Source organism: Nocardioides marmotae, assembly GCF_013177455.1.
Lineage (GTDB): Bacteria > Actinomycetota > Actinomycetes > Propionibacteriales > Nocardioidaceae > Nocardioides > Nocardioides marmotae.
The window spans coordinates 1,031,170-1,053,898 of record NZ_CP053660.1 but is presented as its reverse complement, the minus strand read 5'-3'; the positions used below and the strand labels follow the sequence as shown (position 1 = coordinate 1,053,898).

At 71.7% G+C, this 22,729-nt stretch carries 20 protein-coding genes; 5 read left to right on the top strand and 15 right to left on the bottom strand.

Annotation, left to right across the window (positions count from 1 at the left end):
* Positions 1 to 40: 40 nt before the first annotated feature.
* Positions 41 to 1,126 (top strand): adenosine deaminase, encoded by a 1,086-nt coding sequence (add, locus tag HPC71_RS05025; RefSeq protein WP_216656552.1) that lies wholly within the window; start codon positions 41 to 43, stop codon positions 1,124 to 1,126.
* Positions 1,123 to 2,169 (top strand): isopenicillin N synthase family dioxygenase, encoded by a 1,047-nt coding sequence (locus HPC71_RS05020; protein ID WP_154613945.1) that lies wholly within the window; start codon positions 1,123 to 1,125, stop codon positions 2,167 to 2,169. Before add ends, HPC71_RS05020 begins: the two co-directional genes overlap by 4 nt.
* Before the next feature lie 44 nt (positions 2,170 to 2,213).
* On the opposite strand, the gene HPC71_RS05015 is transcribed toward HPC71_RS05020, so the two are convergent.
* The 14 genes from HPC71_RS05015 to HPC71_RS04950 all read right to left on the bottom strand — a co-directional run bounded on the left by HPC71_RS05015 (position 2,214) and on the right by HPC71_RS04950 (position 15,069).
* Positions 2,214 to 3,494 (bottom strand): PAS domain-containing sensor histidine kinase, encoded by a 1,281-nt coding sequence (locus HPC71_RS05015; RefSeq protein WP_171896217.1) that lies wholly within the window; start codon positions 3,492 to 3,494, stop codon positions 2,214 to 2,216.
* Positions 3,495 to 3,540: 46 nt separating this feature from the next.
* Entirely contained in the window at positions 3,541 to 5,046 is a 1,506-nt protein-coding gene (locus HPC71_RS05010) for a serine/threonine-protein kinase (protein ID WP_154613943.1), read from the bottom strand.
* A 63-nt stretch (positions 5,047 to 5,109) separates the two neighbouring features.
* Positions 5,110 to 6,168, bottom strand: a complete 1,059-nt coding sequence (locus HPC71_RS05005; protein WP_253943906.1) for a phosphotransferase family protein — start codon at positions 6,166 to 6,168, stop codon at positions 5,110 to 5,112.
* Positions 6,165 to 7,358 (bottom strand): acyl-CoA dehydrogenase family protein, encoded by a 1,194-nt coding sequence (locus tag HPC71_RS05000; RefSeq protein ID WP_154613942.1) that lies wholly within the window; start codon positions 7,356 to 7,358, stop codon positions 6,165 to 6,167. Before HPC71_RS05000 ends, HPC71_RS05005 begins: the two co-directional genes overlap by 4 nt.
* An 84-nt stretch (positions 7,359 to 7,442) precedes the next feature.
* Positions 7,443 to 8,048 (bottom strand): TetR/AcrR family transcriptional regulator, encoded by a 606-nt coding sequence (locus HPC71_RS04995; protein WP_154613941.1) that lies wholly within the window; start codon positions 8,046 to 8,048, stop codon positions 7,443 to 7,445.
* Between the two features lie 211 nt (positions 8,049 to 8,259).
* A complete protein-coding gene (locus tag HPC71_RS04990; RefSeq protein WP_171896215.1) occupies positions 8,260 to 9,231 on the bottom strand; it encodes a pirin family protein in 972 nt (323 codons plus the stop codon).
* Complete coding sequence (locus HPC71_RS04985) at positions 9,228 to 10,601, bottom strand: glutaminase (protein WP_154613940.1); 1,374 nt, start codon at positions 10,599 to 10,601, stop codon at positions 9,228 to 9,230. Before HPC71_RS04985 ends, HPC71_RS04990 begins: the two co-directional genes overlap by 4 nt.
* Positions 10,598 to 10,990, bottom strand: coding sequence for a GNAT family N-acetyltransferase (locus tag HPC71_RS04980; protein WP_154613939.1), 393 nt, complete (start codon positions 10,988 to 10,990; stop codon positions 10,598 to 10,600). Before HPC71_RS04980 ends, HPC71_RS04985 begins: the two co-directional genes overlap by 4 nt.
* A gap of 36 nt (positions 10,991 to 11,026) precedes the next feature.
* Positions 11,027 to 11,371 (bottom strand): GNAT family N-acetyltransferase, encoded by a 345-nt coding sequence (locus HPC71_RS04975; protein ID WP_326832939.1) that lies wholly within the window; start codon positions 11,369 to 11,371, stop codon positions 11,027 to 11,029.
* The gene (locus HPC71_RS04970) at positions 11,361 to 11,576 is read right to left on the bottom strand and encodes a hypothetical protein (RefSeq protein ID WP_154613937.1); all 216 of its coding nucleotides are present in this window, start codon (positions 11,574 to 11,576) and stop codon (positions 11,361 to 11,363) included. Before HPC71_RS04970 ends, HPC71_RS04975 begins: the two co-directional genes overlap by 11 nt.
* Positions 11,577 to 11,605: 29 nt before the next feature.
* Entirely contained in the window at positions 11,606 to 12,445 is an 840-nt protein-coding gene (locus HPC71_RS04965) for an alpha/beta fold hydrolase (protein WP_154613936.1), read from the bottom strand.
* A 32-nt stretch (positions 12,446 to 12,477) separates the two neighbouring features.
* On the bottom strand, positions 12,478 to 13,419 hold the full coding sequence (locus HPC71_RS04960; protein ID WP_154613935.1) for a protein kinase domain-containing protein: 942 nt from the start codon (positions 13,417 to 13,419) through the stop codon (positions 12,478 to 12,480).
* Entirely contained in the window at positions 13,416 to 14,198 is a 783-nt protein-coding gene (locus HPC71_RS04955; RefSeq protein WP_253943905.1) for an ABC transporter permease, read from the bottom strand. Before HPC71_RS04955 ends, HPC71_RS04960 begins: the two co-directional genes overlap by 4 nt.
* Positions 14,191 to 15,069, bottom strand: coding sequence for an ABC transporter ATP-binding protein (locus tag HPC71_RS04950; RefSeq protein WP_154613934.1), 879 nt, complete (start codon positions 15,067 to 15,069; stop codon positions 14,191 to 14,193). Before HPC71_RS04950 ends, HPC71_RS04955 begins: the two co-directional genes overlap by 8 nt.
* Before the next feature lie 451 nt (positions 15,070 to 15,520).
* On the opposite strand from HPC71_RS04950, the gene HPC71_RS04945 reads away from it, so the two are divergent.
* The 3 genes from HPC71_RS04945 (at position 15,521) to HPC71_RS04935 (ending at position 22,046) form a co-directional block, all read left to right on the top strand.
* Positions 15,521 to 18,292 carry a BREX system ATP-binding domain-containing protein gene (locus HPC71_RS04945; protein ID WP_171896214.1) on the top strand — a complete coding sequence of 924 codons (2,772 nt, stop codon included), beginning with the start codon at positions 15,521 to 15,523 and terminating at the stop codon, positions 18,290 to 18,292.
* Between the two features lie 181 nt (positions 18,293 to 18,473).
* Entirely contained in the window at positions 18,474 to 19,118 is a 645-nt protein-coding gene (locus tag HPC71_RS04940; protein WP_253943903.1) for an NAD(P)H-binding protein, read from the top strand.
* A 159-nt stretch (positions 19,119 to 19,277) separates the two neighbouring features.
* Positions 19,278 to 22,046: an ATP-binding protein gene (locus HPC71_RS04935; protein WP_216656551.1), complete on the top strand. Its 2,769-nt coding sequence runs from the start codon at positions 19,278 to 19,280 to the stop codon at positions 22,044 to 22,046.
* Positions 22,047 to 22,208: 162 nt separating this feature from the next.
* Here the strand turns inward: HPC71_RS04935 and HPC71_RS04930 are convergent, their stop codons facing one another.
* Positions 22,209 to 22,712: an HIT family protein gene (locus HPC71_RS04930; RefSeq protein ID WP_154613933.1), complete on the bottom strand. Its 504-nt coding sequence runs from the start codon at positions 22,710 to 22,712 to the stop codon at positions 22,209 to 22,211.
* Between the last annotated feature and the right edge of the window lie 17 nt (positions 22,713 to 22,729).

Sequence of the window (22,729 nt, the reverse complement as noted above, 5' to 3'; positions counted from 1 at the left end):
GTGACACACCCGCGAAACACCGGCGGCCTAGGTTCGCGCCGTGAGCCTGGCGACCAGCGTCCACTCGACGCCCGTGCCGGCGGACCCGGCGATCGATGCGATGGTCGCGGCGCTGCCGAAGATCAGCCTGCACTGCCACCTCATCGGCAGCGTGGCGCCGGCGACGGTGGCCGACCTGGCGCGCAAGCACGACGTACCGCTGGAGCGGTCGGCCGAGGAGCTCTACGACCACCACAGCTACGCGGACCTCGGGGAGTTCCTGCGGGTGCTCGACGTGGTGGGCTCGCTGATCCGCGACGCCGACGACTTCCACCGGGTGACCTACGAGTCGCTGACGGCCGGCGGTGCCGACCACGGCGTGCTCTACCGCGAGGTGCACCTCAGCCCGCCGGGCCATCCCGGGGTGGCGTACCGGACGATCCTCGACGGCGTCCTCGCCGGCGCCCGGGACGCCGAGACCGACACCGGCGTGCGGGCGAGGTTCCTCGTGGGCCTCTGCCGCGAGCGCAGCGGCGCCGCGGCCGTCGAGCTCGTCGAGCAGGTGGTCGAGCACCGGGTGGAGGAGGTGCTCGGCATCGGCTTGGACTACGCCGAGGTCGACGGTCCGCCGGGCCGGTTCGTCGAGGCCTACGAGCTGGCCGCCCGCCACGGGCTGCGGCGTACGGCGCACTCCGAGTCCGGCCCGCCCCACCACGTCGAGGTGCTGCTCGACCGGCTCGGCTGCGACCGGGTCGACCACGGCTACCACGTCGTCGACGACCCGGCGATCACCCGCCGCTGCGTCGAGGAGCGGGTGCCGTTCACCTGCACCCCGGTGAGCAGCGACATCGGCCGCTACTCCGGCAGCGGCGACGGGACCCACCGCCGGATCGCGGAGATGGTCGACGCGGGCCTCCTGGTCACCATCGACTCCGACGACCCGCCGATGTTCGGCACCGACCCGACCCACGACTACCGCGTGCTCGCCCACGCCCTGGGCTACCGCCGCGACCAGCTCGCGGCCTTCACCCGCAACGCCGTCGAGGCCTGCTGGCTCGACGGGACCGACCAGGCCGCGCTCCTCGCCACCGTCGAGGAGCGGGTCGCGGCCACCCCCGACGCACCCGCCCCCGAGGAGGCAGCATGACCACCCCGTTCCGCGTCCCCACCGTCGACATCTCCGCGTACGTCGGGCGCGGCACCGCCGAGGAACGCGCCGCCGCGGCCGCGGCGTTCGACGAGGCGGCCCGCACCGTCGGCTTCGTGCAGGTCGTGGGCCACGGCGTCCCGACCTCGGTGACCGACGCCTTCGCCGCGGCGCTCGACGAGTTCTTCCTGCTCCCGCTGGAGGTCAAGAAGCAGTACCGCACGCCGCCGGAGGTCAACCGCGGCTACGCCCCGCCGAAGACCGAGTCGCTGAGCCTGAGCCTCGGCCTGGCGCCGTCGAACCGGATGCACGACTTCTTCGAGGCGTTCAACATCGGCGCGGCGGTCTCCGACCACCCGGGGCTGGACCTGCCGGAGGCGGACTACCCCGAGAACGTCTGGCCGGCGGAGGCGGCGCACTTCCGCGCCGCGGTGTCAGCGTACTTCGAGGAGGCGGGCCGGGTGGCGCGCACCCTGACCACGCTCTTCGGGGACGCGCTCGGCCTGCCGGAGGGGTTCTTCGAGCGGTTCACCGACCACAGCCTCGACGTGCTGCGGATGAACAACTACGCCCTCGAGCCCGGCGAGCTCGAGCTCGACGGCGACCTGACCGGCATGGGCGAGCACACCGACTACGGGATCGTCACCGTCCTCTGGGCCGACCAGGTCGCGGGCCTGCAGGTGCTCGGCCGCGACGGCGGGTGGCACGACGTCATGCCCGCCGACGGCGCGCTGCTCATCAACCTCGGCGACCTGATGGCGCGGTGGACCAACGAGCGCTGGATGTCCACGCTGCACCGGGTCAAGCCGCCGATCGTCGACGGCCGGGTGGACCGCCGGCGCAGCGCGGCGTTCTTCCACGACGGCAACATCGACGCCGTGATCGAGACCCTGCCCACCTGCCTCGACGAGGGAGGTACGGCGTACGCCCCGATCACCGTCGGCGAGCACATCCGGGCCAAGCTCGCCGGCTCGCGCGCCGGCGTCGCCAACACCGACGCCGGGCGGGAGGCCGCCCGGGTGCTCGCCGCCGCCCAGGCCTGAGCGGGCGGCCTGAGCGGGCGGCCTGAGCGGGCGACCCGGCGACCTCAACCGGCCAGGAGCTCCTCGGGGTCGGGGCGGCCGAGCGGCACGGCGAAGGCGAACGTGCTGCCCCCGCCGGGGGTGCTGCTCATCCAGATCGACCCGCCCATCAGGGCCACCAGCTGCTTGCAGATCGCGAGCCCCAGGCCGGTGCCGCCGTAGCGCCGGGTGATCGAGGGATCGCCCTGGCTGAAGGACTGGAAGAGCCGGGCCTGCTGCTCCTCGGTGACCCCGATGCCGGTGTCCTCCACCCGCACGATCACCTTGGTCGTGGTCGGCAGCGTCTCCGCGACCTCGACACCGACGCGGATGCTGCCCTCGGGGGTGAACTTCACGGCGTTGTCGAGCAGGTTGGTCACCACCTGCGCCAGCCGCTGCGCGTCGCCGGTGAGGTGGCGGGGCAGGTCGGGGTCCAGGTCCAGGGAGAGGGTGAGCCCCCTGTCCTCCGCGACCGGTCGCAGCAGCGCGACCGCGTCGCTGACGACGGCGCGCAGGTCCAGGTCGACGTGGTGCACGGTGGCCCGACCGGCCTCGATGGAGGAGAGGTCGAGGATGTCGTCGACCAGCCGCAGCAGCCGCTGGCTGGAGCGCTGCACGGCCGCGGCGAAGCGCGTCTGCTCGGGGTCCAGGCCGCTGTCGAGGAGCAGCTCGGTCGTGGCCATGACGGCGGTGAGCGGCGTACGGATCTCGTGGCTGACGTTCGCGAGGAACACCGACTTGGCCTCGCTGGCCTGCTCCGCGCTGCGCCGGGTCCGGGTCAGCTCGCGCTGCAGCCGGTTGCGGGCGGTGATGTCCTCGGCGATGCCGTAGACCCCGACGACCTCGCCGTCCACCACGATCGGCACGCCGGTGACGCTGACCTCCACCTCGGACCCGTCGGGGCGGGCCACGACGGTCTCGAGCTGCTGGGAGCGTCGCTGCACGATCTCGTGGAACGCGGCGTCCAGGAGGGGCGCCTGGGAGGGAGCGACGAGCCGGGCGAACTCCATCCCGATCAGCTGCTCGACGGGGTACCCGCTGACTGCCGCCGCGGCCGGGTTGGCCTCGACGAAGCGGCCCTCGAGGTCGAGGGAGAAGACCGCGCTGGGGTGGTAGCGGAACAGGGACCGGTAGCGCTCGCCCGTCTCGGCCGCGCCCCGCCGGGTCGCGTCGAGGTCGCCGGCGGCGGCCCGGGCACGCCGCAGACGCCACCACAGGTACGCCGCGAGCGCGTGCCCGCCGACGGACGTGCCGGCCAGGACGGCCGTGGTCCGTCCGCCACCGATCGTTCGCCGGTTCGCGCGCACGGACCCGAGCGTACGGCGCCGGGACGGTGCCCGCTTCAGGACGGCCTCAGGACGACACCGCGTCCGCCACGATCCGGCCGTCGCTGACCGTGATCTCCCGCGTCTCGCTGTCGGAGCCGTTGTAGGTGAGGTCGACCAGCACGGTCCCCTCCCCCAGCGGGTCGATGCCGTCGATGCTGACCGAGTCGACCGACGACCAGAACCCGGAGTAGGAGTCGTAGCCCAGCGCCTCCTGCATCTCCGGCGAGAGCACCCGCCACGCGGCCTCGTAGTCGGTGGGCAGCAGGGCGTAGTAGTCCTCGACGAGCTCCTCCTCGGTGCCGTCGCCGACCGGCGAGGCGGCCCCGCTCGGCGAGGCCTCGGGCGCCTCGGTCGTCTCCTCCTCGGTGGGCGTCTCCTCGGGGGTCGGGGTGGGGCTGGCCGACTCCGAGCCCCGGGGCGGCCCACTCCGGGAGGAGCGCTGGCCCGGGTCGTCCCCCGCGGTGGCCGGGTCGTCGGCGTCGTCGTCGCCGAGCAGCCCCACGAGCAGGGCGGCGCCGAGCGCGAGGACGAGCACCGCGGCGGCGACGAGGAGCGCGACCGGCGTACGTCGCCGGGGACCGCCCCCGTCGCCGCCTGCGTCCTCGCCCCCCACGGGCGCCGGCGCTGGGGCCGGCCGCTCGTCGCGCCGGGGGGTCGAGGCCGGCGTCGAGGCCGGCGTCGAGGCCTGGGTCGTGGCCGGCGAGAGCAGCGCGGTGACCGCCTCGTCGTCGCCGCCCCGGGCCGCGGCGCGGAGCACGGCGGCAGCCTCGGCCATGGTCGGACGCGCGTCGGCGTCGACGTTCATCATCCGGCGGATGATCCCGGTGAGGGCGCCGGCGCGGCGCGGGATCGGCGGCTCGTGGCCGACGATGTGCATGAGCATCGCGATGGAGTTCTCCTGCGGCGGCCAGGGCGGCTCGCCCTCGACCGCGGCGTACAACGTCGCGCCGAGCGCCCACACGTCGTCGGCCGGGGTGGGCTGGCCGCCGCGCGCGAGCGCCGGGGAGAAGTAGAGCGGGGTGCCGGCGACCATCCCGGTCTGGGTGAGCTGCTCCTCGCCGAGGGTGCGGGCGATGCCGAAGTCGGAGATCTTCGCGACGTCGGCGTCGGTGACCAGGATGTTGCCGGGCTTCACGTCGCGGTGGACGACGCCGCGCGCGTGGGCCGCGGCCAGGCCCTCGGCGACCTGCGCACCGAGGTGCGCGGCGCGGCGCACGTCGAGCGGGCCGTCGCGCAGCACCTGGGAGAGCGTGCGGGAGGGGAGGTACTCCATCACCAGCCAGACGTGGCCGCCGTCCTCGATCGCGTCGAAGATCGAGACCACGTGGGGGTGGTTGAGCGCCGCGGACGAGCGGGCCTCGCGCAGCGCCCGCGCGAGGTGCGGCGTGGACTCCCCGGGGAGCCCGCCGACCTGCTTGACGGCGACCTCGCGGCCGAGGGTGCGGTCGGTGCACAGCCAGACGGCGCCCATGCCGCCGCGGCCGACCTCGCGCACGACGTCGTACCGTCCGGCGATGGTCTCGGGGGGCATCGGTCCTCCTCGGCCTTCGTCAGGATCGAGTACCCGCTACCCGTGTCGCAGGCGCGTCAAGCCTCAGAGGCGCTCCCGACCCGCGACGAGCAGCGGCTCGACCGCGCGGGCCGCGCTGTCGAAGCCCTCCCCGTGGGTCGCGCCGGCGCGGTAGCGGTGGTCGATCCCCGCGGCGATGACGGCGAGTTTGTAGTAGCCGAGCGCGAGGTGGGCGTCCCAGTCGACGAGCGGTACGCCGCCGGCGGCCTCGTACGCCGCCGCGAGCTCGTCCGGGGACGCCAGCCGGTCGCTGGTCCACGCGCTCGGCGAGCCGAGCACCAGGTCGAGCCCGTCGTGGCGGTAGACGCACATCATCGCCACGTCGGCCACCGGGTCGCCGATGGTGGAGAGCTCCCAGTCGACGACGGCCTCGACGCGCGGGCCGGCCTCGCCGAAGGACAGCAGGGTGTTGTCGATGCGGTAGTCGCCGTGCACCACGCCGGTCGAGCGCTGGTCGAAGGCGACCGCGCCGAGCCGCCCGGCCAGGTCGGTCGCCAGCGGGGTGAGCGCGGGGTCGCCGACGATCTCCCACTGGCCCGACCAGCGACGCAGCTGCCGCGCGGCGTACCCGTCGGGGCGGCCGAACCGCTCGAGGCCGGCCGCGACGTGGTCGACGGCGTGCAGCCCGGCGAGGGTCTCGACCAGCCGCGCGGTGGTCGCCTCGAGGGTCGGGTCGTCGAGCCGGTCGAGGTCCGCGCGCGACTGGACCGAGCGGCCCTCGACGAACGCCGCGACCGCGAACGGCAGCCCGATGACCGACTCGTCCTCGCAGAGCACCACCGGCCGGGCGACCGGCACCCCGGCGCCGGCGAGCGCGCTGGTGACCCGGAACTCCCGGGCCACGTCGTGGGCGGAGGGGGTGCGGCCGACGCGCGGCGGCATCCGCAGCACCCAGGCGCGAGCACCCTCCCCGCCGTCGGAGCCGCCGTCGTCGAGGCGGTACGTCAGGTTGGACCGTCCGCCCGCGATGAGCCGTGCGGTGAGCGGGCTGGCGAGCTGCTCGCCGGCCTCCGCCATCCGCTCGGCGACGGCGGCGAGCTCGGCCTCGCTCAGCGCGGAGGGGTCCGCGGCCGGCTGGCTCACCCGAGCTCCTTCTCCACGCGGCGCACCGCGCGCTTGGCGATCGACCAGCGGTGGACCTCCGAGGGGCCGTCGTAGATGCGGAACGGGCGGATCTCCCGCGCGATCCTGGCGACGGGCAGCTCGGTGGAGACGCCCAGGCCGCCGCACATCTGCGTGGCGCGGTCGACGACCCGGTGCAGGGCCTCGCCGGCGAAGGTCTTCGCGATCGAGGTCGACGCCGAGGCGCGCTCCCCCGCGTCGAGCTCCTCGCACGCGGTGCGCAGCAGCGCGCGGGTCGCGGCCAGGTCGATCTCGTTGTCGGCGATCATCTGCTGGATCATCCCGAGGTCGGCGAGCCGCGAGCCGAACGCCTCGCGCTCGGTCACGTGCCGCACGGCCACCTCGTGGGCGCGCCGGGCGGCGCCGGTCCAGCGCATCACGTGGGTCATCCGGGCGGGGCCGAGCCGCACCTGGGCGTAGCGGAACCCCTCGTCCACCCCGCCGAGGACCTCGGAGTCGGGGACGAAGGCGTCGGTGTAGGTGACCTCGCAGTGGCCGCCGATCATCGAGCGGTCCACGGTGCCGACGTGCCGGACGACCTCGAGCCCCTCGGTCGAGGCGGGCATCAGGAACATCGTGGCGCCGCCCGAGCCGGAGGCGCCGGCCCCGCCGGGCTCGCCGCTGGTGCGGGCCATGGTGATGAAGAACGACGCGCCGTCGGCGCCGGTGATGAACCACTTGCGGCCGTTGACCACCCAGCCGCCGTCGACCTTGGTCGCGCGGGTGAGCAGCGCGGCCGGGTCGCTGCCGGCGCCGGGCGCCGGCTCGGTCATGGCGAAGGCCGAGCGGACCTCGCCGCGCGCGAGCGGCTGGAGGTACGTCGCCCGCTGGGCGTCGGTCGCGACGTGCGCGAGCAGGTGCACGTTGCCCTCGTCGGGTGCGGCGATGCCGGTCGCCAGCGGCCCGAGGAGCGAGTAGCCGGCCTCCTCGAAGGGTGCCGAGCGCTCGACCATGCCGAGGCCGAGGCCCCCGCAGTCGACCGGCGCGTGCGGGGCGAAGACGCCCGCGGCGCGCGCCTGCTCCTGCAGCTTCACGCGCAGCTCGTCGCCGCCCGCGGCCTCGATGTCGCCGTCGTGCGCGTCGTCGACCGGCAGGACGTGCTCGCGCACGAACGCTCGGGTCCGGTCCACCAGGTCTGCGGGGTCACTCATGTCGATCCTCCTCGTTGGCGAGCGACCGACCGATCGCTCGCTCGGTCAGTTTGGCAGCGGGTGACCGCCCCCGTCAACGACGGCTCAGGCCTGGACGAGCCCGCGAGCCAGCACCAGGTGCCGGGCGACCAGCTCGTCGGGGGCGAGCGGGCCGTCCTCGCGATACCAGGAGGCCACCCCGACGCACAGGGTCGAGACCGCCCGCGCGGCGTCGAGCGGGTACGGCGTGCCGAACACGCCGGCCTCGACCCCCGCCGTCACCACGTCGTCGATCATCCGCTGCTGGGTGTCGCGGCGGCCGACGTACGCCTCGCGGTTCTCCGGGGCCAGGCTGCGGATCTCGCTGCTCGCCACGAACGCCTGCTGCCGACGGAACATGTGGAACCGCAGCAGCGACTCCACGAGCACGTCGAACCGCGCGGACGGCTCGTCCGGCGCCGAGGCCAGCGCCGCCTCGCTGCGCGCGAGCAGCTCGTCCATCACCGCCATCATCAGCGCGAGCAGGATCTCCTGCTTGGACCGGTAGTGGTGGTAGACGCCGGGCACCGAGAGCCCTGCCGTCGCAGCGAGGTCGCGGATGCTCGTGCCGTGGTAGCCCTGCTCGGCGAAGCACTGCAATGCGGCGTCGAGCACGCGCGGCAGGTCGGGCGGGTCGTAGCGCCGCCAGTCCGCGGAGCCCGGTGCCGTCATGGCCCTCACTCTAGGGACGCGCCCCGCCGCGGCCGGCGGACGGGGTCACGGCCCGCCGACGAGCGCGTACGGCTCGTCCCGGCCGCGACGCGTTGCGAGCGACCCTCGGCCGGGCGCGGCCGACCACGGAGACGGAACCCCGTCGTGGAGGTTGAGGCTGTGCACCGCCGGCCGGCGCCCGTCGAGCAACGTGACCGCCATGGCTGTCTCGTCAGTGACGTGGGTGAAGCGTCGCGTTCGGGAGGACCGGGGCAGGCAGGGGGTCACCGTCGTACCCCCTGACGACGCCGAATCGCCCGGACGGGTTGGCCCCTCCGATGACCTCGGACTGCCACTCCCGACGGAAGGCCACGATCTCGTCGTGGCTCCGGCCGACGAAGTTCCACCACATGACGATCTCCTCGCCCAGCGGCTCCCCGCCGAGGAGCAGCGCACGCACGGCGGCGTCGCCCGCGCGGATGACGAGCTCTCCAGATCCCGGAGGGACGTAGCAGAGCTGGTCGGCACCGACCTCGATCCCGTTCAGCGCCGGCTCCCCTGCGTCGACGAGCAGGCCGTGCTCGAAGGCGGAGCTCACGGGGAGGCGCACCTCACCGCCGGCAGGAAGATCGATCTGTGCCGCTACGAGAGGACTGAACGTCGTCAGCGGGGCCGACTGTCCGAGGAGGTCACCGAGGAAGACACGCACGGTGGCGTCACCGTGCGTGACCGGTGGCGGCACGTAGTGCTCGAACGACGGTTCGGTCCATCGGTGCGCCTCGGGCAGAGCGACCCACAGCTGCACACCGTGCAGGCCTCGGGCGTCCTCGGTCGAGACCTCCGAGTGCTGGATGCCCCGCCCTGCGGTCATCAGGTTCACCTGGCCGGGAACGATGGAGCTCAGGCTGCCCACGGAATCGCGGTGCTCGAGCTTCCCGGCGTACAGCCAGCTGACGGTCTGCAGTCCGGTGTGCGGATGCGGACGTGTGTCCATGGTCCGCGCTGCGGATGCCGGTGTCGGACCGAAGGAGTCCGCGAAGCACCATGCGCCGAGGAGGCTGCGCGCGCGTTGTGGCAGCGTGCGCCGGACCATCAACGCTCGCTGACCTCCCAACGGGACCTCACGCGGCTCGAGGATCTCGGGACGATCGGCCGGCTCTGCGGCGCTCACCTCTTCCTCGGGGTGCTGCTCGACGTTGCTCACGCTGGCCCTCTCTGCTTCTTGTCCGACGTCGAGCCAGGACCCGGCTCATGCTTGTCGACGAGCCCACGGACGGCGTGCTGAAGGTCCTCGACAACGGTGACTCGGCCCCCCTCTCCGGGGTCGGGATCTGGAACGAGCGCTTCAGGATCGACGAGGAAGACCTCGTGGCCGTCCAACGTGAGCCGACGCGCGACCTCCAGCACCATGCGTCGTGCCACGTCGTCGATCGAAGAGACCATGGTGAGGTCCAGAGCCACCTTGATCTCGGCGGGTGCGGCGTCCACGATCTCCCGCACGATCCTCTCGGCTCCAGCGAAGCGGATCCCACCCTGCAGCGCGATGACACGGACTGCGTGCCGTCCGCCGTCCACCACGTGGTTGGCACGTACGACCGCAGGCGCGGATGCCGGTACCTCCATCACGTGCAGACCCATGTCGGAGGAGAAGCGTTCGAACAACGACACCCCGCGAACGCTGTTCCCGTGGGCGTCCAGCCGTGGTGAGAGCGTGGCGATCCCGATCTGGCCAGGCAGCGCGCCGATCAACCCGCCGGCCACCCCGCTCTTGGCCGGGATGCCGACCTGGGTCGCCCAGTCACCGGCCGAGTCGTACATCCCGCAGGTGGCCATGACGCTCAGCACCTGACGCACCACCCGTTCGCCGATCACCCGATCGCCCGAGACGGGGTTCACTCCACGGTTGGCCAAGGTGGCGGCCATCATCGCCAGATCCCGCACGGTGACCAGGACGGAGCATTGACGGATGTAGCCGTCGACGACGCCCCTCGGGTCCTCGGTGAGGATGTGGTAGCTGCGGAGCATGTGCGCAATGGCCAGATTCCGATGGGCGTGCTCCATCTCGGAGGCGCACACGGCATCGTCGATGCTCAGCCGCCGCCCCGCGAACGCGGACAGGCCGTCGACCACACGCTCCGCGCGTCCTGCCGGATCGAGCTCCTGCGAGCCCACCAGCGAGTGCGCGGTGATGGCACCGGCATTGATCATCGGGTTGAGGGGGCGCCCGCTCTCACGCTCGAGGGAGATCTGGTTGAACGCCTCACCCGAGGGTTCCACACCGACCTTGGCCAGCACCGGGCCGAAGCCGCGATCTGCCAGTGCCAGCGCGTAGGTGAACGGTTTGGAGATCGACTGGATCGTGAACTCCGTATCGACGTCGCCGGCACCGTAGATCTTGCCGTCGAGGGTGGCGAAGACCGCGCCGAGCCGATCGGGATCGGCTGCCGCGAGCTCGGGGATGTAGCCCGCCGGCTCGCCGGAGACATCCGACTCGACATCTGCCAGTACCTCGGTCAGGTAGTCGGGAATGACTGACTGCACTGCCCCGCCTCCTTCATGCTCCGCCTCCTTCATGCTCCGCCTCGTGCGACCCGTGTGACGAGGGCGAAGTCCGCGGGGGTCGGCCGGCGGAACACCCCGCCCTGAGCGGTGAACTCACTCCCGTGGATCTTCAGGTGGCGGGCGAACACCGGACACAGCGGCACGACGGTGACGTGCCTGCGGATGCTGTCGGCAAGCGCCTCACGGACCAGCAGCCCCGCCAGACCTCGCCCGCCGAACGCCTCATCCACCTCGGTGTGGAAGAAGATCCGGTCATGGCCTGTCCTGGGAGAATCAACGAAGTCGGCACGGCCCACGGTTGATCCATCGGCGAGGCTCACCGTGTACGAGCTGACCTGACTGCCGATCTCGATCGTGACCTCCACGGTCGCACCGGACTTGTCCGTGAGCGTCCTGGTCATGTGGGCGTCCCTTCTTGTGGCGGCGTTCGATCCATGTCAGTCCCTGGCCGTCGACTCGGGCGCGCCGTACACCATCGGCACGTACTCGCGATGCCGTCCGATCCAGCCCTTGATGAAGGGGCACAGCGGCATGACCTTGCGTTGGCCTGCGGCGCGGGTCTCGTCCAGCGCGAACCGGGCGAGGGCCGACCCGACACCCTCGCCCTCGAACCGTGGGTCGACGTCGGTGTGGGTGAAGACGATCAGCTCGTCGGTGAGGATGTACTCGGCGAAGCCGGCCGGTTCGTCACCGATGCTTGCCAGGTACCGCAGGCGGGAGGGGTCGTGGACGACCTGGATGTCTGTCATGTGTCGGTCCTTCCGAGGGTGATCACGGCGCATCGACGACGACGTGGAGACTGACGACCTCGTCATCGCGCACGATGAGCACGTCGCGTCCGGTGGCCAGCGCAGGCCCGTCACCGACGGTGAGCGTCCAGCTGTAGGTGACCAGGTCCTGGGCCACCTGGATCGGCCCTGACCGGGCGATCCTCGCGCCTGGGGCCTGGGCCTGGAGAGCGTCGACGATGGTGTCGGTTGATCTCATGGGGCTTCTTCCTCGCGTGCGCTCATCGGTCAGCCGAGGAACGACTGCAGCGCGGAGTTGACCTCGTCGGCGTGGGTCCAGAGCAGCCCGTGCGGCGCGCCTTCGATCTCGATGTACTCGGCGTCCGGGAGGAGCAGGCGAAAGCGCCGGGCCGTGGCGTCGATCGGCAGGATGTTGTCGGCTGTGCCGTGCAGGATCAGAGTCGGCTTGGCGCTGGCACGGACCGCCTCGACGTCGGCACGGAAGTCCTCGATCCAGGAGGGCACGACGGCGTACGCAGCAACCGGAGCGCTGCCGATGGCGACGGCCCAGCTGGCGTCCACGACCCCCTGGCTGATGCGGCCGCCGAGGTTCTCCTCGAGGTTGTAGAAGTCGGAGAAGAACTGCGCGAACCAGGTGTAGCGATCACCCTTCGCCGCGGCCACGATCCCGTCGAAGACCTCCCGGGGCACGCCCCCGGGGTTGTCGTCGTCATCGACGAGGAAGGGCTCCAGCGAGGCGAGGAAGGCGAGCTTCGCCACCCGTTGGTGGCCGTACCGCGAGACGTAGCGAGCGAGCTCGCCGGTGCCCATCGAGAACCCGACCAGGATGACGTCGCGGAGGTCGAGCGTCTCGAGCACGGTGTTCAGATCGGCGGCGAACGTGTCGTAGTCGTAGCCGGACCCCACCTTCGAAGACTGGCCGAAGCCGCGACGGTCGTAGGTGATGACCCGGTATCCGGCGACGAGCAGCTCGCGGGCTTGCCGCTCCCAGCTGCGGCCGCTCAGCGGGTAGCCGTGGATGAGGACCACGGCCTGGCCCGCGCCCTGGTCCTCGTAGTAGAGCTCGATCGGCGTGCTGTTCTCGTCTCCGACGGTGATGAATCCCATGATCTGTTCCTCTCTCCTAGATCTGCCGGCGATCAGCAGTCGGCGATGGCCATGCCGGCGTGGCGGCCCGGCACGGGTGCGGCGGGCAGGTCGGTCTCGAGCGCGCCCGGGTGAGCGCCGATGCCTTCGGGATGGACGCTGCCCTTCGCCGCGGACTGGAGCGCTTGCCTGAAGGCTCGCGCACTCTGGAACCGATCGGTCGGGGACTTGGCGAGCGCCTTCACCAGCACCGCGTCGACCCCGGCGAAGCCCGTGCGCACCGGCACAGGCTCGTCGTGGACGTGCTGGTAGGCGACCGAGAGCGGATCACCGGCGAAGGGTGGCCGACCGGTCAGGAGCTCGTAGAGCAAGCAGCCTGCGGAGTACAGGTCGCTGCAGACGTCCGCAGCCTCACCGCGGGCCTGCTCGGGCGAGATGTACGCAGGGGTGCCCAGGACCTCGTATGCCTGGGCGACCGTTGTCGCGAGATCGCCGCGAGCGCGCGAGATGCCGAAGTCGACGAGCTTGACCGCACCCTCGGACGAGACCATCACGTTGGCCGGCTTGATGTCGCAATGGACGACACCTGCTCGATGACTGAACTCCAGCGCCGACAGGACCCCGAGCTGGTACCGGACCGACCTCTCGAGGGTCAGTCCGCCCCTTCTCACCAGCTCCCGCAAGGACCAGCCATCGACATGCTCCATGACGATGAACGGGACACGAACCGTGCCAGCCGAGTCGTCGCCGACCTCCTCGTACCCGGTGTCGAAGATGCAGACGATGGCCGAGTGGCAGAGACCGACCATCGTCTGGGCCTCGCGCCGGAACCTGGCCCGGAAGAGTGGGTCCTGGGCGAGGTCCCTGCGGAGCACCTTGATCGCAACCCGGCGGCCCAGGCGGAGGTCACGGCCCGAGTAGACATCGGCCATGCCGCCGTGCCCGAGGAGGTCACCCACCTCGTAACGTCCCTCGAGGACTCGCTTCGCGCTCATCGGCGAGGCTCCCAGCGGAAGAGCCGGACGGCGAGTGCCACGGCGGCGACGACCCACCCCATCGTGGGGAGCAGGAGGGGCAACGAGTCGGCGAGGGGGACACCGCCTCCCCAGGCGTTGACGACGAGCTCGGTGGCTGAGCCGCCGGGGAGAAGTCGCTTGAGGTAGCCGAGGCTCTCGGTGCCCGTGATCCCGACCCAGCTGGCCACGGCGACCAACGCCAGGCTCACCGGCAGGGTGGTCACTTGGGCGTGCTCGGGTGAGTTCGTGAGTCCCGCGGTGGCCAGCGCAAGGGCGACCATCATGGCCGTCGTCGTCAGGATCGCCACCACCAGCAGGGGGATCTGAGCCGGACTGGTGGCGACCACGCCGAACACGGCCAGGAACGTGCCCACCTGGACGAGTGCGATGACGGTGAGCGGCAGCAGCAGACCGGCGATGATGTCCGGATCGCTCGCCGCAGTGGAGCGCAGCCGCTTGAGGAAGAGGTCCTGCCGGCGGGAGGCCAGCGTCGTCACCGCCGTGGTGTAGAGCCCGAGCGCCATCACGACGAACATCACGATCGCCGCGAGGTAACCGGGGCTTCCGACCTCGGAGAAGGTCTCGTGCTGATGGATGGCGTAGGCGCTGAAGGCGATCGGGATGGCCAGTCCGGTCGCCAGGACCAGCCGGTTCCGGAGCATCTGGATCAGCTCACTGCGAGCAATCTCGAACATGGCGGTGGTTCCCTTTCGTGGCGCAGCGTCGCCGTGGTGGCGTCGGCTCGTGGGTTCAGGCATGGTCGAGGGCGCGGAAGACGTCGTCGAGACGGGTCGGGCCGGCCTCCAGCACCTGCAGCTCCACGCGCGCGTGGTGTGCCCAGTCCAGGAGCCGGTAGAGGTCGCCCTGCAGGTCGAAGGTCTCGACATGGAAGGCGCCATTGAGCGCACCCACGATCGGCGGCTCCGGGGAGCCGGGGGGCAGCGCGAAGCTGATGATCGACGGCAAGGTCTGGGTCAGCTCGGCAACAGTGCCCTCGCTCCGCAACGTGCCTTCGTGCATGACCCCGATGCGGTCGGCGCGCTGTTGCGCCTCCTCCAGGTAATGGGTGGTGAGGACGATCGTGGATCCCTCGTCGCGCAGCCGATCGACAGCGGCCCAGAGCGCATCACGGGACTGGATGTCCAGGCCCGTCGTGGGCTCGTCCAGGACGACCAGCTCGGGCCCGCCGAACACGGCAGTGGCGAAGTCCAGGCGACGCTTCTCGCCACCCGAGAGCTGGGCGACGATCGTGCTCTTCTTGCGGGTCAGGCCGGAGACAGCGAGCACCCGGTCGACGTCGTCCTGCCTTCCGCTCAACGCGCCGATCAGGCCGACGGACTCCCCCACCGTCAGGTCGCGGGACAAGCCGCTCTCCTGCAGCATGATGCCCATCCGCGGCCGCACGGCGCGCCGGTCCTGCGGGCTCGTGCCGAAGACCCGCACCGTGCCCGACGTGGCCCGGCGGTGACCTTCGATCACCTCCAGCGCGGACGTCTTGCCGGCTCCGTTCGTGCCCAGCAACGCGTAGAGCTCGCCCCGCTGGACGTGGAAGGACAGGTCGCGGACGGCTCCGAAGTCGCCGTAGGTGACGTTCAGCTGTTCGACCTCGATGACGCGAGAGCCGGTCATGGCGGTTCCTTTCGTCTCCACGAACCGTTGCGGTCGCGGGTGGGTCCGTTCCCGGGTGGCTGGGTCCGGCGGACCTGGCAGCGCCCGTTCGGTGCTGCCCCATCAGGTTCGCCCGGGTGGCCGCGCGTTCGCGTCGGCAACAACCCCTGACGTCATTGCCAGTCGTCCGTCCCGACCGCCAGGGGAAGTGACGACTCGGTGGTTCGCGTAGGTGACGCCCACCTAGTCCGGCACCTGAACTCTGGTGCGCACTGAAACCGATCGCTACGGGCATCCGCGGTTTCACCGCGCACCCTGCTCGGGCGAGAGGTACGCAGGAGTCCCCAGGAAGGCCCGGGCGTGGGTCATCGTCGCGGCCGGATCGCCGGTGGCCCGCGACATCCCGACATCGACGAGCTTGACCACACCCTTGGACGTGACCGCTTCGCATAGGCGAGGATGACCCGGTCCGGTGCCACCTCGGAGGGGAGCGAAGGTGACCCACCTCGTCGGCCGGCGCACGGAGACCGAAGCGGTCGAGCAGCTGCTGGCGCAGGCACAGCGCGGGCGCAGCGGGGCTCTCGTGGTGCGCGGAGAAGCCGGCATCGGGAAGACTGCGCTGCTCGAGTACGCCCGCAGAGCCGCGGCCCGCTCGGGCTTTCGGGTCGAGAGCGCGGTCGGCGTGGAGCCTGAGACGCAGTTCGCGTTCGCGGGCCTGCACCAGCTGTGCGCGCCGCTGCTGGGCCGCGCCGACGCGCTGCCCGACCCGCAGCAGGCCGCCCTTGGTGTGGCGTTCGGGCTGCGCGACGGTGTCGCACCGAACCGGTTCCTGGTGGGGTTGGCCACCCTCAACCTGCTGGCCGAAGTTGCCGAGGAGGCTCCGCTGCTGTGCCTCATCGACGATGCGCAGTGGCTGGACGAGGCGTCCGCTCAGGTGCTGGTGTTCGTGGCGCGGCGGGTGGAGGCCGAACGGGTGGGGTTGATGGCCGCGGTTCGCGACTCCGACGAGGCCGACATCGAGCACTTCGCCGGGCTGCCAGCACTGCACCTGGCCCGGCTTGGCGGGACCGATGCCCGGGAGCTGCTGGCGTCAGCTTTTCACACACCGCTGGACGACTCCGTGCGCGAGCGGATCGTCACCGAGGCGTGCGGCAACCCCTTGGCGCTGCTGGAGCTGCCCCGCAGCGCGCAGGCCGCACAGCTGGCCGGCGGGTTCGAGCTCCCCGACGTGCGCGGTGTGCCACATCGTGTCGCGGACAGCTTCCAACGCCGATCGGCCGGCCTGCCTGCCGAGACGCGCCTGCTGTTGTTGCTCGCGGCCACCGACCCGACCGGCGAGGTGGAGCTGCTGTGGCGCGCTGCGGCGCGGCTGGGGATCGAACCGGGCGCGGCCGCGCCGGCGGAAGCCGCTGGTTTGTTCCAGATCGGCACCCTGGTGCGGTTTCGTCACCCGCTGGTGCGCTCGGCGATCTACCGGGCCGCCACACCGCCGGACCGTCGCCGCGCGCACGCAGCGCTGGCCGCCGCCACCGACCCCCTGCTCGACCCTGATCGGCGTGCCTGGCACCGGGCGCAGGCGGTGCAGGGCACCGACGAGGACGCCGCCGCGGAGCTGGAGCACTCAGCCGACCGGGCGCTTGCCCGGGGCGGGCTGGCCGCTGCAGCCGCGTTCCTGCAGCAAGCCGTCGTGCTGACCCCCGAGCCAGCCGCCCGGGCGAGGCGGGCACTGGAGGCCGCGCACGCCAAGCACGACGCCGGTGCATCCGACGTGGCTCTGGAGCTGCTGGGCGTCGCCGACACCGGGCCACTGGACGCCCTGCCACGCGCCCGCCTCGACTTGCTGCGCGCACAGATCGCGTTCCACACCAGGCGCGGGAGCGACGAGCCGACGATGCTTCTCCAGGCGGCCAAGGCGCTGGCGCCGCTGGACGCCGCGCGCGCGAGAGAAGCCTACGTGCAGGCGTTCGAGGCGTCCTTCCACGCTGGTCGGCTCGCCGCACGGGGCCGCGGGTTGCGGGAGGTGGCCGAGGCTGCCCGAGACGCCCCTCCGCCGCCCACGCCCCTCCGGCCGGTGGATCTGCTGCTGGACGGACTGACCCTGAGGTTCACGCAAGGCTATGAGGCGAGCGTTCCCACGCTGCAGAAAGCTCTCGAGGCTCTCCGGCATGACGATTCGGGGCGTCGCCCCGACCACGGTCGGTGGCTCTGGCTGGCCTGCCATGTCTCGGTGATGCTGTGGGACGACGAGTCGTTCCGCGCCCTGGCCAGCAGCGCCGTCCCGCTCGCCCGCGAGACAGGCGCACTGTCCACGCTTCCCGCTGCACTCAATGCCATGGCGGTCTATCTGGTGCTGGCCGGCGAGCTCTCCCGTGCCGGTGAGCTCCTCTCGGAGGAGGATGCCATCTCCCGGGCGACCGGGGCCCCGCCGCTGCCCAATGCCAGGTTCATCCTGGCTGCCTGGCGCGGCCGACAGACCGAAGCCGCCGACCTCAACGAGGCTGTTCTGGCGGAGGCGACGAAGCGGGGTGAGGGCACCACGGTCGGCTCGAGCCAGGTCTCGCTGGCCTACCTGCACAACGGCTTGGGCAACTACGACCAAGCGCTCGCCACTGCGACCCAACCGTGGGAGAACGACGAGTTCCCGCACAGCAGCAGCGCGTTGCCCGAGTTCATCGAAGCGGCAGTCCGTGCCGGTGAGCCGGAGCGCGCGGAGGCGGCGTTGGCGCAGCTCGACTCCCGGGCGCGCGCCAGTGGGACGCAGTTCGCGCTGGGGTTGGCGGCGCGCTCGCGGGCGCTGACCACGACCGGTCCTGCCGCCGAGGAGCACTACCGCGAGGCGATCGAGCGGCTGGGCAGCTCTCGGATGGCTGCCCACCTCGCCCGCGCCCACCTCGTCTACGGGGAGTGGCTGCGCCGCGAAGGTCGCCGCCAGGACGCACGGGAGCAACTCCGTACCGCCCACCGGATGCTGTCCGACATGGGTGTGGAGGCCTTCGCGGAGCGCGCCTCCCGCGAGCTGCGCGCCACCGGCGAGCATCCCCGCAAACGGACCGTCCAGCCGACCGACGCCCTCACCGCCCACGAGCTGAACATCGCACGGCTGGTTGCCACCGGCGCGACCTCCCGGGAGGTCGGCGGTCAGCTGTTCCTGAGCCCCCGCACGATCGAGGCCCACCTGCGCAACATCTTCCGCAAGCTGGGCATCACCTCGCGACGACAGCTCCGAGAGCTCCAGCTCCCCTGAACCCGCGGACACCCGGCCACGGTCCGAAGCTCCTGGTGAGCGTGGGCTGATGAGACTAGGCATTTCTCCCTGATGCGAACGAGCGGGCTGCCGCGTGAGTCTGGGACTTCGCGACGATCAGGAGCAGCGCGAGGGCCTGGGGCACAGCCGATCGAGATGGGGAACGGAGCAGACGTTGAGGGTGTTCATCATCGGGGTCAGCGGCGCCGTCGGGGGGCTGCTGGCACGGAACCTGACCGACCGCGGCGACGAGGTCCTCGGGCTCGTGCGCCGCGCAGATCAGCGGGACAGGCTGGCAGCCCGAGGTACGGTCGCGCAGGTCGGCGAGCTCGCCGACATGTCGGCTGAGGCCCTTGCACCCATGCTCAGTGGAGTCCACGTCACGGTCTTCGCCGCCGGATCGAACGGCGGCGCCAAGAAGGACACCTCCGAGATCGACGGTGAGGGTGTCGTCAAGGCGCTCGAGGCGACCCGCCTCGCAGACGTGCCCCGATTCGCGTTGCTGTCGGTGCTTCCTGAAGCGGGACGCGGAGATGATCTCGACGAGGACAAGGAGTTCTACTTCGCGGTGAAGAAGCTGGTGGATGTCACCGTGAGCGAGAGCTACCTCGACTGGCTCATCCTCCGACCGGCGATGCTCGTCGATCGGGCGGGGACCGGGACGATCGCCCTCGGTCCCGCGCAGCCTCATGACGAGATCTCGCGGGAGGACGTCGCGGCCACTCTGGCAGCGTTGCTCCATGAGCCCCTGATCCGACGGCAGATCCTCGAGCTCACGCAAGGCTCGACACCGATCGAGGCGGCAGTTCATGCGAACATCCGCTGACCGACGTGTTCGTCGCATGTGGGAGACGGGCCGATCCGTCGATCGAGCTTCTCGACCAGGGTCCTTGCCGGTCCGTCGACAGCCCACCACTCGCTCAGTCGGGCTCGGTGCGCAGCACTGGTCCTGCCCACCCTCGTTCCCTGAGTGCAGGAGGCGGGCGTGAAGCTGACGACGCTGCTGGGCCGGCACGAGGAGTGGGAAGCAGTCAAACAGCTGCTCGCCCGGTCGCAGTCAGGACGAAGCGGAGTTCTCGTCGTGCGCGGGGAAGCGGGCATCGGCAAGACGGCGCTGGTCGAGCATGCCCGCGCCACGGCGTCCGACGTGGGGTTCAGGGTCGAGAGCGCGGTGGGCGTGGAGTCCGAGACCCAGTTCGCCTTCGCAGGGCTGCACCAGCTGTGCGCGCCGATGCTGGACCGCGCCGGCACGTTGCCCGATCCCCAGCGGGCCGCTCTCGGCGTGGCGTTCGGACAGCAAGCCGGTGCCGCACCGGACCAGTTCCTTGTCGGACTGGCGGTCCTCAACCTGCTGGCCGAGGTTGCTGAGGAGACTCCGCTGCTGTGCCTCGTCGACGATGCGCAGTGGCTGGACGAGGCGTCTGCCCAGGTCCTGGCCTTCGTGGCGCGGCGGGTCGCAGCGGAGCGGCTGGCGTTGGTGCTCGTGGTGCGCGACCCCCCAGCGGACGGCCTTCACCCGTTCTCGGGATTGCCTGAGCTGCGCCTGGGGGCGCTTCGCGAGAGCGACGCCCGAAGGCTGCTGGCGTCGGTGACCCACACGACGCTGGACGCCGCGGTGTGCGACCGGTTCATCGCCGAAGCGCGCGGCAACCCGCTGGCCCTGCTGGAGCTCCCCCGCAGCACGCCACTGGCCGACGGGTTCGCCGGCGGGTTCGAGCCGCCGGACGTCGTGGCTGTCCCACGCCGCGTCGAGGACAGCTTCCAGCGCCGTGCGCGCAGCCTCCCGGCCGAGGTGCAGCTGCTGCTGTTGCTCGCCTCGGCGGAGCCGACCGGGGACGTGGCACTGCTGTGGCGTGCAGCCACGCACCTGGGTATCCGAGCTGATGCGGCCGCACCGGCCGGGGCAGCGGGGTTGCTGGAGATCGACACGCGAGTGCGGTTTGCGCATCCACTGGCGCGTTCGGCGGTCTACCGCGCTGCCAAGCCCCCCGATCGGCGCCGCGTGCACGACGCGCTGGCCGCCGCCAGCGACCCCGTGTCCGACCCCGACCGACGCGCCTGGCACCGCGCGAAGGCGGTCGTGGGCACCGACGAGCAGGTCGCCGCGGAGCTGGAGCGCTCTGCTGGTCGTGCCCGTGCCCGCGGTGGGCTCGCCGCTGCCGCCGCGTTCCTGCAGCTTGCGAGCGACCTGACCCCCGATCCGGCCACCCGCGCGACTCGGGCACTCGAGGCCGCGCACGCCAAGCACGACGCCGGTGCGTTCACGTCCGCCCTGGAGCTGCTGACCGTCGCCGCGGCCGGGCCACTCGCGCCTCTGCAGCTCGGGCGGCTCAGGTTGCTACGCGCTCAGATCGCGTTCCACCTGACCCGAGGCAGCGACATACCGGGGATGCTGCTCGACGCCGCCAAGACCTTGGCTCCGCTGGACTCGTCGCTGGCCCGCGACACCTACCTCCACGCGATGGATGCCGCGGTCCACGCCGGTGACCTCGCCTGCGGTTCCGGGGTGCTCGGCGTGGCCCGAGCTGCCCGCGACGCTCCCCGAGCACCGGTGCCGCCGCGGCCGGTCGATCTGCTGCTGGACGGGCTGACCACGAGGTTCACGGACGGGTACGAGGCGAGCGTTCCCACCCTGCAGCGGGCCTTGGAGACCCTTCTTGACCATGAATCCGCCGTTGACGACGACAACGACCGCCCCTGGCTGTGGCTGGCCTGCCACGTCGCGGCGATGCTGTGGGATGACCAGGCACTGTCCGCGTTGGCCAACCGGGCCGTCCGGCTCGCCCGCGAGGCCGGCTCCCTGTCCACGCTCCCCGCCGCGCTCAACGCCGTCGCCTCGATCCTCGTGCTCGCCGGTGAGCTGGCCTCAGCCACCGAGCTGGCCGCCGAGGAAGCCACGATCACCCAGGTGATCGGCGCCCCGCCGCTGCCGAATGCCCGGTTCATGCTGGCTGCCTGGCGTGGTCGCCAGGCCGAAGCCTTGGAGCTGTACGCAGCCATGGTCGAGGAGGCGACGGAGCGGGGCGAGGGCGCACCGGTCGCCCTGGCTCAGGCAACGCTGGCGGCGCTGCACAACGGCTTGGGCAACTACGACGACGCGCTCGCCGCGGCGAGACCGCCGTGCGAGCACGACGACGTGGCGTACAGCAGCCTGGCCCTCCCGGAGCTGGTCGAGGCGGCAGTCCGCGCCGGTGATCCGGAGCGTGCGGAGGCCGCGCTCGAGCTGCTCAGCTCCCGGGCCCGCGCCAGTGGGACGGACTTCGCGCTGGGCCTGGCCGCGCGCTCACGTGCGCTGACCACGACCGGGCCCGCCGCCGAGGAGCACTACCGCGAGGCGATCGCGAGGCTCACCAACTGCCGGTATCCCGCCTTCCTCGGCCGTACCCACCTCGTCTACGGCGAGTGGTTGCGCCGCGAGGGTCGTCGCCAGGACGCCCGGGAACAGCTGCGCACCGCCCACCAGCAGCTGTCGGACATGGGTATGGAGGCGTTCGCCGAGCGCGCCGCCCGGGAGCTGCGGGCCACGGGCGAGCATCCCCGCAAGCGGACCGCTCAGCCGACCGCCCAGCCGACCGACGCCCTCACCGCCCAGGAGCTGCAGATCGCTCGGCTGGTGGCCACCGGCGCGACCTCCCGGGAGGTCGCTGCGCACCTCTTTCTCAGCCCCCGCACGATCGAGGCCCACCTCCGCAGCATCTTCCGCAAGCTGGGCGTCACCTCCCGCGGACAGCTCAAAGTGCTGCCGCTGCCCTGACCGGGCCGGCAGCCATCCACATGCCAGATCCGTTGCCCGGCACCCATGCTTCGACGTCTGTCGCGGCGTACGTCCCCAGCGGCTCGGCCACGACAGGGCCGCGGCGTGGTCACCAGCTGGTCGGACGCCGGCCGGGTGCGCCTCTCCGAGGCCAGTGACCGGTCAGACGTTGAAGCGGAACTCCACCGAGTCGCGTCGCGAAACAACCTCTGCGGCCAACGCCGCCCTCAACTCGTCGTGAGCGGGACCCAACGCGGTCGCGGGGTCGCGCCAGTTGCTGGCGTCGTACAGCCAGACTGGCCGACCGACGATGTCGGGCGACTCCCACTCGTAACGAGGCCAGATGTGGCAATGCAGAAAGGCGTCGGTGTTCCCGAGGATCTCGACGTTGAGCCGCCGAAAGGCCGGGTCCAACCGACGACACACGGTCTCGACCGCGTCGGCGAGGAGGTCGACATCGGCGAGGTAGCGCAAACGCTCAGCACGCGGCAGATCGGACAGCCGGTCGACACCCGGAGTCTTGGTCAGGGCGAGTGCGTAGCCGGGAAGGAACTGGACATCGCCGATGACCGCGTAAGCGGCAGACAACTCCGCGAGCACTGTCGGATTCCGCCCATCGATCGCGGATTGGATGCGCTCCTGACGCCAGTCTCGTAGCTCGGTCATGCGAGGAGGCTACGCAT